A 14,060-nucleotide genomic window follows, 5' to 3' on the forward strand; every position below is an offset into this window, starting at 1 on the left:
TCCCGCCAGGGGCTGCCCGTGCGCGGCGGCGGCCCGCCGGGGCGCGGCGGCCCATCCGAGCGTGGCGGCAGGCCACCGGAGCGCTGCGTGGTGGCGCCCGGCCGTTGCACCGCACCGCCGACGGGGGGAGCCGCACCGGGCCGCCCGGTCCCGCCCGGTTGTTGCGTGCCCGCCGGTTGCCCGGCCCGCGTCGGCTTTCCCGGGTCGCCTCGCTGCCCCGCGCCCGCCGGTTCTCTCGCGCCGGTCGGTTCTCTCGCCCCGCCGGCCGGCAGGTCCCGGCCGAGGCGGGCGAGCAGCAGCCCGGTCGCCACCCCGGCGGTCACCGCGGAGTCGGCGGCGTGTGGTGGTTCCCCGGAGGCGCGCGGCGGCGGCATCCGGCACACCCGGGTCAGCAGCGTCTCCAGCACCGGCGGCGGCAACCCGGGCAGCAGGTCGCGGACGCGTCCGTCCAACTCGCCGCGCAGCCGCCCGAGGTCGGTGGCGCGCGGCGGGTGCCCGAGCAGCTCCCCGGCCAGCTCGCGCAGCAGCGGCGGCGCCAGCGCCGCCATGCCCAGCCCCACGTCGGCAGGGGCCCGGCGCAGCTCCTTGCGGAGCCGGTCGCGGTCGCCGGAGCGGACACCTCCCACCACTCGGCGCAGCAACTCCTGGGAGTCGTCCACCCGCTCGTCGGGTTCGTCGTCGGTGCCCTCGCGCCCGCCGGTCAGCTCGGCCACCCGCACCGACCACCACCGGCGCATCCGCACCTGCTCGGCCGGTTCCGGCGCGACCGCGGCCGGCCCGGACGCCGGTGGCGTGTCGTGTCGGGGAGCGCGTTGCTCAGGGCGGGGCGCCGGGGCTCCGTCCGCGCCGAGGCCGATCGCCGTCAGATAGGCCGACAGCTGCTCCTGTGCCACCCGCAGCGCGTAGCCGGCGCTCTCGGCGTGCTCGGTGGCGGCGGACAGCTCGGGCACCCCCATCGGGTTGGCCGACTCCTGTCGTACCCAGCGCAGCCGCTCCGCGGCCAGGCCGAACTTCTCCAGCGCCTGCCCGAGCAGCGCCACCGGGAACTCCTCGGTGGCGGCACGGACCTGCCCGCCGACATCCTCGATGATGGACATGGCGGCCTACAGGGTGGAGACGTAGAGCTGCGCCTGCTCCACCGCGACAAGTGTCGCGGCGAGACACTCCTCCAGCTCCTGGCTGGCCTGGGTCAGCGACGCCTGGGCCGCCTCCACCGTCTCGTGCCCGCTGCCCTCCAGCGCCCCGGCCAGGGTCTGCTGTGCCTCGGAGAGTTTCTCGCCGGCCGCCTGCACGGCTGTCTGCCCGTCTCCGATCTGTTGGAGGGCGACATCGATGGCAGCCTTCAGCTCGGCGACGCTCGCCACGGCGGAACCTCCTGGGGGCGGGGAGATCTCCATTAGAGCCTATCGGCGGTTCCGAAAGAACATCCGCCCTGTCGGTGTTCCTGCCCGCCTGTCCGGAAGGCCCTCGGAAGTGCCGGGAGTCCGATCTGTGGGAGTCCCAGTGCGAGAATTTCTCAGTTGCTGGTCGGGTTCTCGCGGAGCCAGCGCGGGCCGTACACCTCGGCGCCCAGCGCTGTCACCCGCCCGCGCAACTCCCGGTCGGCGGTGACCACCAGCCGTCGACGCCGCGGCGCGCCCTCGACCAGCTCGACCACCGTGTCGTCGCCGGAGCCGGCGGCGGAGACCACCCGGACACCCTCGGTGCCCGGCACGTCCCGGGCGGCCCCCTCGACCACCAGGACCACCTCCACCGGGGCCGTCAGCCGGGCCGGCAACCCGATGGTCGCCACCGGGGCGAGCGAGTCGCGCAACCGGGCAGCGGCCCCGGCACGGTCACGCCACCACCCGTTCGGGCGCGAGCCCACCACGTTGGCGCCATCCACGATCAGCAGCGGGGTCTCATCCATCCCGTCAGCCTGCCACCATCGCCCGGCCCTGACCCGACGCCACTCCCGGAATGCCGGTGCTCGACCACCTGCGGCGTTTGTCGGGGCGCGCGCCGGGTAGCCCCTGCCGACCGTGCCGCGCCCGACTGCGGAGGACAGACATGATGGGACCCGGTGACATCGGCTCCGACCCGTGGGACGAATTCCTGGCCAGGTACTTCGGCCGGGGCGAGGGAGGGCGCCGGCCACCGCACCGGGTCGACATCACCCGCCTGATGACGGCCGACGCCCGGGAGATGCTGGCCGACGCGGCCCGGCGGGCCGCCCAGCGCCAGAGCAGCGACCTGGACACCGACCACCTGCTCTGGGCGGCGCTGCAACGCGAATCGCTGCGCGACCTGGTACGCCGGGCCGGCGCCGACCCGGACACCCTGCTCAACGCGCTCGGTGGGAAGGGCGACGGCGCGCCGCGCGGGGAGGTGCCGCCCAACCTGTCGTTGACCCCCGCCGCCAAGCGGGCGCTGCTCGACGCCCACCAGTTGTCCCGGGCGATGGGCGCCAACTACATCGGCCCCGAGCACATCCTGATGGCGTTGCCGCTCAACCCGGAGTCGCCGGCCGGGCGGATGCTGGCCGCCGGCCGGATCCAACCCGAGTCGTTGCAGGCCGCCAACGCCGAGCGCGGGCCGATGAACGGGCCGAAGCCGGACCGCGGCACCCCCACCCTGGACCAGTACGGGCAGGACCTCACGGACCTGGCCCGCAACGACCAGATCGACCCGGTGGTCGGCCGGGCCGACGAGATCGAACAGGCCATCGAGATCCTGTCCCGGCGTACCAAGAACAACCCGGTGCTGATCGGCGAGGCCGGCGTCGGCAAGACCGCCATCGTCGAAGGGCTGGCCGAACGGATCTGCGACGGGGACGTACCGCAGACCCTGCTCGGCAAGCGGGTCGTCCAGCTCGACCTGGCCGGTCTGGTCGCCGGCACCCGCTACCGGGGCGACTTCGAGGAACGGCTGAAGAAGGTGATCGACGAGATCCGGGCACACCGGGACGAACTGATCATCTTCATGGACGAGATCCACACCCTGGTCGGGGCCGGTGGCGCCGGCAGCGAGGGCGGAATGGACGCGTCCAACATGCTCAAACCCGCCCTCGCCCGCGGCGAGCTGCGGGTGATCGGCGCGACGACGCTGGACGAGTACCGCAAGAGCATCGAGAAGGACGCCGCCCTGGCCCGGCGCTTCCAGCCGGTGCTGGTGCCCGAGCCCAGCGTCGACGACACCATCGCCATCCTGCGCGGGCTGCGCGACCGGTACGAGGCCCACCACCAGGTGCGCTTCACCGACGAGGCGCTGGTCGCCGCCGCCGAGCTGTCCGACCGGTACGTCACCGACCGGTTCCTGCCGGACAAGGCGATCGACCTCATCGACCAGGCCGGCGCCCGGGTGCGGCTGCGCACCCGCACCCCCGCGTCCGACGTGCGGGAGCTGGAGCAGGAACTCGACGAGGTACGCCGGGACAAGGAACAGGCCGTCACCGACGAGCAGTACGAGCGGGCCTCCGCGCTGCGCGACCGGATCGCCGAGCTGGAGGAGGACATCCGCCGCGCGAACGGCGAGGACGGCTCGTCCGGATCCCAGGTGCCCGAGGTGGGCCCGCAAGAGATCGCCGAGGTGGTCTCCCGGGCCACCGGCATCCCGGTCAGCCAGCTCACCGAGGAGGAACGCGACCGGCTGCTGCGCCTGGAAGGTCACCTGCACCAGAAGGTGGTCGGTCAGGACGACGCGGTCACCGCGGTCGCCGAGGCGGTACGCCGCTCCCGGGCCGGGCTGGCCGACCCGGAGCGACCGATGGGCAGCTTCCTGTTCCTCGGCCCGACCGGTGTCGGCAAGACCGAGTTGGCGCGAGCCCTGGCCGAGGCGTTGTTCGGCGAGGCGGACCGGATGGTCCGGGTGGACATGAGCGAGTTCCAGGAGCGGCACACGGTCAGCCGGCTGGTCGGCGCGCCGCCCGGATACGTCGGCTACGAGGAGGCCGGTCAGCTCACCGAGGCGGTGCGGCGCCGCCCGTACGCGGTGGTGCTGCTCGACGAGATCGAGAAGGCCCACCCGGACGTGTTCAACATCCTGCTCCAGGTGCTCGACGACGGGCGGCTCACCGACAGCCAGGGTCGCACCGTGAACTTCAAGAACACCGTCCTGATCATGACGAGCAACCTCGGCTCGGAGCTGATCACCGGCGCTCAGCGCTCGGTCGGCTTCGGCACCGGGGACGTGGGCAGCGAGCAGGAGAGCAACGAGCTGCGGGAGCGGCTCATGCGCCGCCTGCAGGAGAACTTCCGCCCGGAGTTCCTCAACCGCATCGACGAGGTCATCATCTTCCGCCGGCTGGAGGCCGAGCAGCTGCGCGACATCACCGCGCTGCTGCTGGAGGAGACCCGCCGCCGGATGCACGCCCAGGACCTCCAGGTGGAGTTCACCACCGCCGGCATCGACTGGCTCGCCGAACACGGCTACCAGCCGGAGTTCGGTGCCCGCCCGCTGCGCCGGGTGATCCAGCGGGAGGTGGACAACCACCTGTCCCGGATGCTGCTGGAGTCGGCGATCTCGCCGGGGCAGAAGGTCACTGTGGACGTCCGCGACGGCGCGCTCACCTTCGACGTGACAGCGGGCGAGCGGGGGTACACCGCCGCCACGACCACACACCCGCGATGAGCGGGCCGGCGCGAAGGGACGATCACGAGGACCCGCACCAGCCCGCGGAGTCCGCGAAACACCGGGACGAGGACGACCATCCCGACCCGATCCTGGCGCCGCCCACAGCGAACCCCCGCCGCACGCGGGTGCCCGCGGAGGGCCTGCATCCGAAGACCGACCAGGACGACCCGGAGACGTCCGGGCCGCCGCCCGGAGAGGAGACCTGATGGTACGCGAAGCGCGGCTCGACCCCGAGGTGGAAGTGCTCTGGGAGGACTTCCACGCCGAGGTCAACGTTCCGTCGGAGCAACTGCGGACCTGGCTGCTGACCAGGGGTTCGGGGGAGGAGTCGTTCAGCCCGAACCCGAACCTCGACCTGCCCCAACCCGGCCGGGAGATCCTCAAGGTGCTCAACAAGCGCAAGGTGGACCTCACCCCCGAGGACATCGAGGTGATGCGGGAGGCGGTCGAGCGGATCCGCGAGCTGATGGACGCCAAGCCGTCGCGCGGCAACGCCGACGACAGCTGGCGGCACTCCCTGCTGGACCTGGGTCACGACCCGCTCGTCGAACGCTGAGCGACCGCACGACGGTGCCGTCCCGGGCAGGGACGGCACCGTTCGGCGTCCTGCTACTGGCCCTTGTCGGATTCCAGGCTCGCGATGGTCAGGCCCGCCGCGTCGGCGGCGGCGTCCCGGTCGCCGCGGGTCTGGTCCTCACGGGTGAGCAGGTTCGCGTACTCGGTCACGTCGGCAGGGTCGGGCACCGTCGGCAGTCGGCGCAGGAACGCCTCCACCTCGCGGGTGGCGGCGGTATGCGCGGCAGCCGCCTGGCGCAGCAGTTCGCGGTCGTCGGCGGGCGGGTAGAGGTCGGTCATGTCCGCCAGATACCCGGCCCACGGCGGTTCGCACCGCCATCGGCCGGGAATACCGGCCGCTCAGCCCGGCCGGACCCCGGTGGGCTGCCGGACGCCGAACCCCGGGTTGCGGGGCAGCCAGGCCAGGTACGCCGGATGCGGCGCCAACGAGTCGACGTAGGCCGCCTTGGCCGTTCCCAGCACCAGCTCCGCGCCCTGGGCGGCGGGGGAGTCCGGATGCCAGCCGAGCAGCAGCCGCCAGCGCAGCGGCGTCCCGGCGAGTTGACGGGTGACCAGACCGCTCACCGGGCGGAACGTCGCCTGGCACAGGGCCACCGCCACGCCGGCCTCCACCAGGTCGACGCAGCCGCGGATGTCGGTCTCGTACACCTTGCGGGGGGTGAAGCCGGCGCGGGCGCAGGCGGCGGCGAAGCAGTCGGCGAAGCAGCCGTCACCCGGCGCGGCGACCCACTGCTCGTGGCGCAGGTCGGCCAGGCGGACCTCGTCCTGCGCCGCGAGGGGATGGGTCTCCGGCAGCAGCACCAGCACCGGGTCGACGGCCACCTCCTGCCAGCTCAACCCGAACCCGGCCGACGGACTGGCGTCGCCGCACACGCCGGCCAGCGCGAAGTCCAGCCGACCGCCGGCCACCAACTGCGCCAACTCGTCCACCGACCAGGACGCGTACGTGGTGATCTGGGCGGGCGGCTGCTCGGCCGCCAACCGGTGCACCAGCCGACCCAGGATCGGGCTGTTCACCCCGCCGAACCGGTAGCACGGCGGCGTGTCGCCCGCCCCGGCCAGCCGGGCGGCCTCGTCCTGCAACCCCTTCATGGCCGGCAACAGCACCCGGGCGCGGGCCAGCACCAGCTCACCGAGCGCGGTGGGTCGAGCCCCGCGCCGGTCCCGGTCGAACAGCGGGCCGCCCAGGGTCCGTTCGATGCGTTGGAGCTGGGCGGTGAGCGCCGGCTGGGCCAGGCCGAGCGCCGAGGCCGCCTTCGTCACACTTCCCGTCTCCGCGATCGCGCAGACCACCCGCAGGTGACGCAGCTCCAGGTTCATAGGGTGACGGTAGGACTACGCGTCTGCTGGCGGAATAGCCCGAGCGGATCGGTGATAATGAATGCATTGCCGGCGGTCGCCGGTCACCGGTCCCGCGGTGGCTCCGGCAGGTCCGCCAGGTACGTCGGTCGCCGGGTCACCGCGTCGAGAACCTTGTCCACGACCCCGACCGCCGGCTCCACGATCCGGTTCCACGGAGGGGTGGCCGGCGTGCCCGGGTGCGGTCGGGTCGGCGCGGCCTCCTCGGCGATCTCCAACCGGTTGCCGAGCCGGATCAGCTCCTCCTCGGTCGCGACCGCGCGCAGCTCGGTGACCAGCGCGCCCACCCCGTCGACATGCCGGCGGACCCGCTCGGCGACCTCGGTCAACGCCTCGTCCGTCAGCCCCTTCAGGGTGCCCAGCAGGGCCGCGTCGGCGTTGATCTCCGCGTCCACCCGCTCGGTGGCCGCCGGCAGCGCCGCGCGGACCGCCGGCAGCAGGTACTGCTCCTCGGCGGACAGGTGCCGCGACAGCGCGGCGGTGAGCACCGCCAACCCCTCCTGCGGTGTGGTGTCCGGGCCGGAGAGCTGGTCCAGCAACGCCAGCAGTTGCCGGTGCTCCCGGTCGACGATGTCGGCGATGCTGCGACCGCCGGGTCGGTAACCCTCCTCGGGTGCGGGCGCGGGCGGCAGCGGCGGCAGGGGAACAGCGGACATGGTGCCCTCCTCGACTGGCGGGCGGAAGCTCCGGCAGGGACGTACGGTCGTGGGCGGCGGTACCCGAACGCGGCCAACGCGAAACCGGCCCGCGCCGGGGCTGCCAGTTCGGTCTCGACGAACGGCAGTGGCGCGCTCAGCCGGGCGCCGGGAGTCCCCTGCGGAATAGGCGGAGGTCAGGTGCCGCAGCCACAGATCCGCACCGCCTTGGCGAGGTCGGTGGCGGTGACCTCCCGGACTCCGCGGCCCGACAGGTTGTGCAGGGTCACGGCGGCCGCGCGACGGAGATCGGGCGACGCCGTCGTGGTGTCGATTGTGGAACGCAGCTCCGCGACGACCGCGCGCCGCACCGCCTCGCTCGCGTTGGCGGTGTCCGCGAGGGCCCTCTCGTGGGTGTTCCCCTGGAGCAGTTCGGTGAGCAGAGCGGCCCGCGCCGTCGACTGCTGACGCCTGGCCGTGAGGGCCGACAGGGTGTTCTGTGCGGCGGTGACGGCCTGCCGCGCCTGATCGGCGTACCGGCCGGCGATGGCGGGGATGTCGATCGTCGCCGTGAGGTCGCGGACGGCAGTGCTCATGGCCGCCTGCACGTCGCCCGACCGGGCCGAGATCTTCCGAACGAGCGGCGGCACCTGGGCTCGCAGCCGGTCCTGCAACTGGGTGTCGAAGGCCTCGGCGACGGCGTCGATCAGTGGCTTGGCCGCCGGGTGATGGTCCTGGGCCCAATCGCCCAGTCGCTTCCACGCTGCCAGTTCGGTCGCGACCTTCGGCATCTGCGCGAGGACCTCCTTGCCCCCGTCAGTGGCGACGCTGGTCGCCGCGACAGGCGGCGCAGTATCCGCCCAGCGTCGCGCCGTCTCGGCGTCCTCGCCGGTCAGATCGCCGGGAGTCGGCAGCGCCGGGGCGTCACCGGAGACGGTGATGACCGACTGGTCCGGCAGGGCGCCCCGGCGGGCGACGCGATCCTCCTCGGTGGCGACGACCGGATCGTCGCGGGACCGGTCGCCGTCGGCCGCCCGGATCCGCTCCAGCTCGCTGATCACCTGGACTGAGACGGTGCCGGCGAGCACCTGCTGGTAGTCCGTCGGCAGCTGCTCGCGCAGCGCGCGGACCACCTGTTCGAGGACCTGGCCGGCCAGCCGCTCCTCGACCGCGGCCGCGGCGTGCCGGTAGTCGTCAGTCGTCCACTCGGCGGCCAGTTGCACCCGTCCACGGAGGGTGGCCACGGTGCCGGTGAGCAGGGTGAACACTGACAGCGCGGTGACCGTGGCAACCGCCGGCCCGCTGTAGCGTCCGTAGCCGCGGACGATCCCGTTGAGCCATGCCCCCGCTGCGCCGGGAGTGCCGGCCGCCGTCAACAGGGAGGTCAGCAGCCACGCCCCGAGCAGCACGAAGGCCAGGCCCCACTCGGGCAGTTTCAACTTGCCGACCAGGTCGGCGGCATCGTCCAGGACGTTCTGCGTGGCCAGGATCGTGTCCTGCGTCGCCGTCGGAACGATGAGCGATCCGAGCACCGCCGCGGCCACGAGGTACAACGCGAGCACCGCGCCCAGCGGGAACAGATACAGTCGGGCGGTGCCGGCCAGGTTGTCGCGCAGCGTGGCCGCGAAGCCGCGCCGCACCGCCGGATCGAACCGGTCGACGTCGTGCAACCGGGCGTGCGCGGCGCTGACCGCCAGCGCCGCGCAGATCAGGGCCAGCGCGAACGCGTACAGCCACGCCTCGGCGATCAGGCCGGCCAGCACGCAGAGCGCGGCGAGGGCGTAGCGCCACCGCCAGTCGGGCACTGTGATCTGGACCAGTTGCTCGTCCGGCCAGTCGCGGCCCGGATACTTCTTCTCGAGAGCCGCCCGGGTCAGCCGGAGGGACCTTCGGCGGGACGCGCCACCCGGGGGGATGTCGCACCGGACGACGAGGGTGGCGCCGCCGACGTCGGTGACCGGGACGCGGTGGCCCCGGACGCCCGCCCGAGCCTGGTCACGGGTGAGAACGGTGCGGGTTCGGAGGCGGCGCGGCGCGGACTCTGTCACATCGCATCCCTGCGTAGAGCGGCGGAAAGCAGGCGCATCCAGTCATCGCCAGAGCCTCGACTGTACGGTTCGTCCGTGGCTGAGCCGAGGTCCCGCACGGCGGCTCTTGCGACGTGTTTCCGACTGAGGTCCGAGGCGGTCGCGCGCAGCGGGGCCGGGAACACCAGTCGATGCGTCAGCTGACGGGCGCGGGCGCGTACGGTCCGCCCGCACACCCGCGCCGGACCGTCCGCGTCGGTGCGCCGGCCCGTCGACCACCTCGGGCTGGTATGAAGAGGCGATGACGAGCGATGCCGCCTCCGCCCGACCCGACCCCACCGCAGAGGTCGTGGACCTCTGCCGCGACCTGCTGCGCATCGACACCACCAACACGGGTGACAACGACACCAGCGTCGGCGAGCGCCGCGCGGCCGAGTACGTGGCGGAGAAGCTCGCCGAGGTGGGCGTGGAGTCCGTCCTGCACGAGTCCGCGCCGGGCCGCGCGAACGTGGTGGCCCGCATCCCGGGCACCGACCCGAGCCGGGGCGCGCTGCTGGTGCACGGCCACCTGGACGTGGTGCCCGCCGACGCCGACGAGTGGTCGGTGGGCCCGTTCTCCGGCGAGCTGCGCGACGGCTACCTCTGGGGCCGGGGCGCCATCGACATGAAGGACTTCGACGCGATGGTGCTCGCCGTGGTGCGGCACTGGCAGCGCACCGGCGTACGGCCCCCGCGCGACATCGTGCTCGCGTACACCGCCGACGAGGAGGCGGGCAGCGACTACGGGGCGCGCTTCCTGGTGGACAACCACCGTGGCCTCTTCGACGGCTGCACCGAGGCGATCGGTGAGGTCGGCGGCTTCTCCTACTCGGTGAACGACAACCAGCGGCTCTACCTCATCGAGACCGCCGAGAAGGGCATCGACTGGCTGCGGCTGCACGCCAAGGGCCGCCCCGGGCACGGCTCGATGATGCACGACGACAACGCCGTCACCGCCCTCGCCGAGGCGGTCGCCCGGATCGGCCGGCACCGCTTCCCGGTGGTGGTCACCGACACCGTGCGGGCCTTCCTGACCGAGGTCTCCGACCTGCTCGGCATCGAGTTGGACCCGGACGACCCGGAGACGGCCATCGCGAAACTCGGCCCCATCGCCAACATCATCGGCGCGACCATCCGCAACACCGCCAACCCGACCCGGTTGAGCGCCGGCTACAAGGACAACGTCATCCCCGGCCGGGCCACCGCCACCATCGACTGCCGCAGCCTGCCCGGCCAGTCCGAGCTGCTGGAGCGGCAGCTGCGCGAGCTGGTCGGTCCGGACATCGCGATCGAGTACGTCCAGCGGCAGCCGGCACTGGAGACCACCTTCGACGGTGACCTGGTCGAGGCCATGTCGGCGGCCCTGCGAGCGGAGGACCCGGGGGCGCGACCCGTCCCCTACATGCTCTCCGGGGGCACCGACGCCAAGGCGTTCTCGCAGCTCGGCATCCGCTGCTTCGGGTTCGCCCCGCTGCGGCTGCCCGCCGACCTGAACTTCTCGGCGTTGTTCCACGGCATCGACGAGCGCGTTCCGGTGGACGGACTACAGTTCGGCGTGCGGGTTCTCGACCGGTTCCTCCGCACCTGCTAGTCGTGTCCGGCGGTGGCCGCCGGCGCGCAACCTCCCCAACGTGAAGGGACTGCCCCACATGACCGACCAGCATGGTGAGCTGGACGCCGCTCTCGAGCGGGTGATCGAAGCGGCCCGCCACCACCTGGCCGCCGTACGCGCCGCGCAGGGCCGCGTCGACGACGACGACGTCTGGCAGGCGTACGTGGCGTTGAACAACGCCTCCTTCGCGTACGACGAGCGGCTGCTCGACGCCTTCGGCGAGGTGACGCCGTGGGATGTCGACTCGATCGACCCGGACGAGGCCGACGAACGTTTCGGCGGCGGCGAGGGCGCCGAGGCCAGCGACCCGCACCCCAGGGTGATCTCGGTGCGTCAGCGTCGTGACTACCGGGTGCCGAGCGTCGCCGCGCTGCTGCGGGTGGCCGAGGCGGCCCGCCGCGAGGGCACCCCGGAGGACGACGAGCCGGCGCCGGTGGAGGGCGTCGGCGAGGCGGTGCTGGAGCTGCTGCAGAGTGGTGACGGCTCGCTCGGCGCGTTGGACGTCCCCGAGTTGGAGCCGCTCGACGGGGTGGTCATGGTCAGCGAGGTGGGCACCCCGGTCGACCTGGAGTCGTTCGACGACGACGACGCGGTCGGCCCGTTCCAGCCGGCTGCCGACGACCGGCTGGTCGGTCGGCTCGACGAGCACCCGTTCCTGGAGCTCGACGACGACCACGACCACGCCGGGCACCAGCACTAGGCCGGGTGCCGCCCGGGGCCGACTCCGGCCTCGGGCGGCACCGCCCGGTGTCAGTACGACAGACCCGGTTGCGGCTGGTTGACCCGCCGCCGACGCAGCACCACCTGCCGCGTGCCGTCCCGGTACAGCCGCACCCGGGCCAACTCCCATCCGGAGAACTCCGCCTGGATCGCCAACTGCGCCGCCGCGGTCAACCGGTCGACGTTCGGCGGCAGCCGCAGTGGCGCGTACTCGTAGTCCATGCTCTCCATGCTGCCCAGCCCAGCGGCCGTTCGCCACCCCCTCCGGAGTGACCGACGACGCCACCGCGGGCGGTTCGTACCGCCCCGTGCCTCGTCGCGCCGATCTCGCGGTTTCGGTCGCCGAGATGCCCCGTGTGGGAGGGCAGATCCTGACGATGCCGGCCCCGGTCGGGTCGATCATCAAGTTGTGGTGCCTAATTTGGCCCTGTTGCGGCGACTTCGTCGCCGACCGGGTAGCCGCCGCCGGGGTCAGCCGGCAGGTCGTTGGGGAGGAACGCGCAATGTCAGGGGAGCGAGGCCGGCTCGGTCGGTTCACCGACGCGGTGCTCGGCGGCGCGCGGGCCGCCCGGGACAAGGCCCGTGAGTTGCGCGACGAGTTCCGCACCAGCGACGAACCCGAACGTGCTCTCGTCGCGCCACTGCTGCCCGGGCAGGAGCTGCGCTATGTGGGGCTGGGCCCGGTCCGCGCCCCGCAGACCCACAAGGCTGGTCGGCAGCTCGCCGATGTGATGGCCGACGAGTTCGTCGACTCGCTCGACCCGAAGGTGCTGTTCGGGCTCCTCAACATCGTCAACCCGGTGGTCTGGGTGGACGCGGTGCTGACGCCGGTCCGGCTGGCCGCTGGCGTGCTGCTGCTGCCCGGCAAGGCCGGTGCCATCGCCGCCGGTGTGCCGGAGGCGGCCGAACCGGAGCCAGCCCCACCACACCAGCGGGTGCAGCGGGATCCCATCCCGCTCACCGAGGAGCAGGAGGCGTTCCGCGCCCTGTTCCGGCTCAGCCTGTACCGCCCGCTGGCCGAGCAGCTCGCCGAGATCGCCTACCGTCGCCGGTTCGTCTTCAGCGGCGACCTCGCCACCCTCGCCGGCAGCCTGCTGCTCTTCCTGGAGCGCTACAACGGCACCCCGCTGGCGGTGACCGACACCCACCTGCACCTGCTGCGGATGGGCCCCCGTCCGGACGCCGACCGGCCCGACCGACGGCAGCCGCGGGTGCTGTGGAGTGTGCGACGCGACCGGGTGGCCCGGGTCGACTCGGAGCGCGGCGCGAACCGGGCTCGTGCAGCTGACGTCCACGATCGTCTTCGACGACGGCTCGTGGATCCGGCTCACCCAGCCCGCGCTCCGCGACGACCAGTCGCGCTTCCTGGCCGCGATCCACGACCTCCCCGGGCAGCGCCCTCAGCCGTGACCCGGCGGCTGCTCAGCCGTGACCCGGCGGCTGCTCAGCCGTCGCGTTCGGGGTAGCCGACCGGCACCGCGGAGACGTCGTCCAGCGCTGTGGTGATCTCCTCGGGCAGGGTGATCCGCTCCACTGCGAGCGCGCCGAGCAACTGCCCGACCGTCCGCGCGCCGAGGATCGGCGCGGTCACGCCGGGCCGGTCCCGGATCCAGGCCAACGCCACCTCCAGCGGCGACACCCCCAGCCCACCGGCCGCGGTCGCCACCGCCTCCACAATGCTGGAACAGCGCGGCTCCAGGTAGGTCGATACGAACCGTTCGAAGTGCGGCGACGCGGCCCGGGAGTCGGCCGGCCGACCGTGCCGGTACTTGCCGGTGAGCACGCCCCGGCCCAGCGGCGACCAGGGCAGCACGCCGAGGCCGAGCGCGTCGCACGCGGGCAGCACCTCCCGCTCCACGCCCCGCTCCAGCAGCGAATACTCCACCTGGGACGCGACCACCGGCGCCCGCCCCGGCCAGGCGGTCTGCCAGGCGGCGGCCCGCGCTGTCTGCCAGCCGGAGAAGTTCGACACCCCGACGTAGCGGACCTTGCCGCTGGCCACCGCGTGGTCCAGGGCGGCCAGGGTCTCCTCCAGCGGGGTGTCCGGGTCGTACCCGTGCACCTGGAACAGGTCGACGTGGTCGGTGCCGAGTCGGCGCAGCGACGCGTCCAACGTGCGCAGCAGGTGCCCCCGGGAGCCGTCCCGACGCCGGCCGCTGCCGGGGCGCAACCCGGCCTTGGTGGCGATCAGCAGCTCCTCGCGGGGGACGAGGGAGCCCAGCAACGAGCCGATCACCGACTCGGCGTCGCCGTCGCCGTACACGTCGGCGGTGTCGATGAGGTTGCCGCCCGCGTCGAGGTAACTCTTCAGCTGAGCGGCCGCATCGTCGGCGTCGGTGTCCCGGCCCCAGGTCATGGTGCCGAGCGCGAGCCGGGAAACCGCCAGCCCGCTTCGGCCGAGCGGTCGCTGTTGCATGGGTGAACCTTATTTCGAACCTGCCGCCACCGATATCCTCGCTCCCGTATCTCTGCCGGTTCTGC

15 protein-coding genes are annotated in these 14,060 nt (G+C 73.1%); 6 read left to right on the plus strand and 9 right to left on the minus strand.

Annotated elements, in window-relative coordinates:
* The 3 genes from KBX08_RS06425 to KBX08_RS06435 all read right to left on the minus strand — a co-directional run.
* Window positions 1–1,097: hypothetical protein (locus KBX08_RS06425; protein WP_247668975.1), on the minus strand; the 1,097-nt coding region annotated here is incomplete at its 3' end.
* Between the two features lie 6 nt (window positions 1,098–1,103).
* The gene (locus KBX08_RS06430; protein WP_030332749.1) at window positions 1,104–1,364 is read right to left on the minus strand and encodes a hypothetical protein; all 261 of its coding nucleotides are present in this window, start codon (window positions 1,362–1,364) and stop codon (window positions 1,104–1,106) included.
* Between the two features lie 152 nt (window positions 1,365–1,516).
* Complete coding sequence (locus KBX08_RS06435; protein ID WP_091408422.1) at window positions 1,517–1,909, minus strand: hypothetical protein; 393 nt, start codon at window positions 1,907–1,909, stop codon at window positions 1,517–1,519.
* Between the two features lie 140 nt (window positions 1,910–2,049).
* Here KBX08_RS06435 and KBX08_RS06440 point away from each other — a divergent pair, with 140 nt between their 5' ends.
* From KBX08_RS06440 to KBX08_RS06450, 3 genes are read left to right on the plus strand one after another with little or no spacing between them, the layout of a single operon-like run.
* Window positions 2,050–4,608 carry an ATP-dependent Clp protease ATP-binding subunit gene (locus tag KBX08_RS06440; RefSeq protein ID WP_210781669.1) on the plus strand — a complete coding sequence of 853 codons (2,559 nt, stop codon included), beginning with the start codon at window positions 2,050–2,052 and terminating at the stop codon, window positions 4,606–4,608.
* On the plus strand, window positions 4,605–4,817 hold the full coding sequence (locus tag KBX08_RS06445; protein ID WP_210781670.1) for a hypothetical protein: 213 nt from the start codon (window positions 4,605–4,607) through the stop codon (window positions 4,815–4,817). The genes KBX08_RS06440 and KBX08_RS06445 overlap by 4 nt, the downstream gene beginning before the upstream one ends.
* On the plus strand, window positions 4,817–5,167 hold the full coding sequence (locus KBX08_RS06450; protein WP_091408434.1) for a DUF3140 domain-containing protein: 351 nt from the start codon (window positions 4,817–4,819) through the stop codon (window positions 5,165–5,167). The genes KBX08_RS06445 and KBX08_RS06450 overlap by 1 nt, the downstream gene beginning before the upstream one ends.
* A gap of 53 nt (window positions 5,168–5,220) precedes the next feature.
* Here KBX08_RS06450 and KBX08_RS06455 read toward each other — a convergent pair whose 3' ends face one another.
* The 4 genes from KBX08_RS06455 to KBX08_RS06470 all read right to left on the minus strand — a co-directional run bounded on the left by KBX08_RS06455 (window position 5,221) and on the right by KBX08_RS06470 (window position 9,229).
* Window positions 5,221–5,466, minus strand: a complete 246-nt coding sequence (locus tag KBX08_RS06455; RefSeq protein WP_210781671.1) for a hypothetical protein — start codon at window positions 5,464–5,466, stop codon at window positions 5,221–5,223.
* Window positions 5,467–5,526: 60 nt separating this feature from the next.
* Window positions 5,527–6,507 (minus strand): LysR family transcriptional regulator, encoded by a 981-nt coding sequence (locus KBX08_RS06460; protein WP_210781672.1) that lies wholly within the window; start codon window positions 6,505–6,507, stop codon window positions 5,527–5,529.
* An 83-nt stretch (window positions 6,508–6,590) separates the two neighbouring features.
* Window positions 6,591–7,202, minus strand: coding sequence for a hemerythrin domain-containing protein (locus KBX08_RS06465; RefSeq protein WP_210781673.1), 612 nt, complete (start codon window positions 7,200–7,202; stop codon window positions 6,591–6,593).
* 176 nt (window positions 7,203–7,378) lie between these two features.
* Entirely contained in the window at window positions 7,379–9,229 is a 1,851-nt protein-coding gene (locus tag KBX08_RS06470; protein WP_210781674.1) for a hypothetical protein, read from the minus strand.
* 280 nt (window positions 9,230–9,509) lie between these two features.
* Here KBX08_RS06470 and KBX08_RS06475 point away from each other — a divergent pair, with 280 nt between their 5' ends.
* Window positions 9,510–10,838: a M20/M25/M40 family metallo-hydrolase gene (locus tag KBX08_RS06475; RefSeq protein WP_210781675.1), complete on the plus strand. Its 1,329-nt coding sequence runs from the start codon at window positions 9,510–9,512 to the stop codon at window positions 10,836–10,838.
* A gap of 58 nt (window positions 10,839–10,896) precedes the next feature.
* The gene (locus KBX08_RS06480) at window positions 10,897–11,559 is read left to right on the plus strand and encodes a hypothetical protein (protein WP_091408864.1); all 663 of its coding nucleotides are present in this window, start codon (window positions 10,897–10,899) and stop codon (window positions 11,557–11,559) included.
* Between the two features lie 50 nt (window positions 11,560–11,609).
* On the opposite strand, the gene KBX08_RS06485 is transcribed toward KBX08_RS06480, so the two are convergent.
* Complete coding sequence (locus KBX08_RS06485) at window positions 11,610–11,801, minus strand: DUF5703 family protein (RefSeq protein ID WP_013734349.1); 192 nt, start codon at window positions 11,799–11,801, stop codon at window positions 11,610–11,612.
* Window positions 11,802–12,082: 281 nt separating this feature from the next.
* Between KBX08_RS06485 and KBX08_RS06490 the strand changes: the two genes are divergently transcribed.
* The gene (locus KBX08_RS06490) at window positions 12,083–13,045 is read left to right on the plus strand and encodes a hypothetical protein (protein WP_210781676.1); all 963 of its coding nucleotides are present in this window, start codon (window positions 12,083–12,085) and stop codon (window positions 13,043–13,045) included.
* On the opposite strand, the gene KBX08_RS06495 is transcribed toward KBX08_RS06490, so the two are convergent.
* Entirely contained in the window at window positions 13,024–13,995 is a 972-nt protein-coding gene (locus tag KBX08_RS06495; protein ID WP_112587412.1) for an aldo/keto reductase, read from the minus strand. The two genes, KBX08_RS06490 and KBX08_RS06495, sit on opposite strands and share 22 nt — an antisense overlap.
* Window positions 13,996–14,060 lie beyond the last annotated feature (65 nt).

It is taken from the genome of Micromonospora sp. H61, assembly GCF_018070325.1.
In the GTDB taxonomy this organism is placed as follows: Bacteria; Actinomycetota; Actinomycetes; order Mycobacteriales; family Micromonosporaceae; genus Micromonospora; species Micromonospora salmantinae.

Coding starts and splice junctions, on each gene's coding strand:
- KBX08_RS06435 (WP_091408422.1), bottom strand. CDS start 1,909: ATGGATGAGACCCCGCTGCTGATCGTGGATGGCGCCAACGTGGTGGGC.
- KBX08_RS06440 (WP_210781669.1), top strand. CDS start 2,050: ATGATGGGACCCGGTGACATCGGCTCCGACCCGTGGGACGAATTCCTG.
- KBX08_RS06445 (WP_210781670.1), top strand. CDS start 4,605: ATGAGCGGGCCGGCGCGAAGGGACGATCACGAGGACCCGCACCAGCCC.
- KBX08_RS06450 (WP_091408434.1), top strand. CDS start 4,817: ATGGTACGCGAAGCGCGGCTCGACCCCGAGGTGGAAGTGCTCTGGGAG.
- KBX08_RS06455 (WP_210781671.1), bottom strand. CDS start 5,466: ATGACCGACCTCTACCCGCCCGCCGACGACCGCGAACTGCTGCGCCAG.
- KBX08_RS06460 (WP_210781672.1), bottom strand. CDS start 6,507: ATGAACCTGGAGCTGCGTCACCTGCGGGTGGTCTGCGCGATCGCGGAG.
- KBX08_RS06465 (WP_210781673.1), bottom strand. CDS start 7,202: ATGTCCGCTGTTCCCCTGCCGCCGCTGCCGCCCGCGCCCGCACCCGAG.
- KBX08_RS06475 (WP_210781675.1), top strand. CDS start 9,510: ATGACGAGCGATGCCGCCTCCGCCCGACCCGACCCCACCGCAGAGGTC.
- KBX08_RS06480 (WP_091408864.1), top strand. CDS start 10,897: ATGACCGACCAGCATGGTGAGCTGGACGCCGCTCTCGAGCGGGTGATC.
- KBX08_RS06485 (WP_013734349.1), bottom strand. CDS start 11,801: ATGGACTACGAGTACGCGCCACTGCGGCTGCCGCCGAACGTCGACCGG.
- KBX08_RS06490 (WP_210781676.1), top strand. CDS start 12,083: ATGTCAGGGGAGCGAGGCCGGCTCGGTCGGTTCACCGACGCGGTGCTC.
- KBX08_RS06495 (WP_112587412.1), bottom strand. CDS start 13,995: ATGCAACAGCGACCGCTCGGCCGAAGCGGGCTGGCGGTTTCCCGGCTC.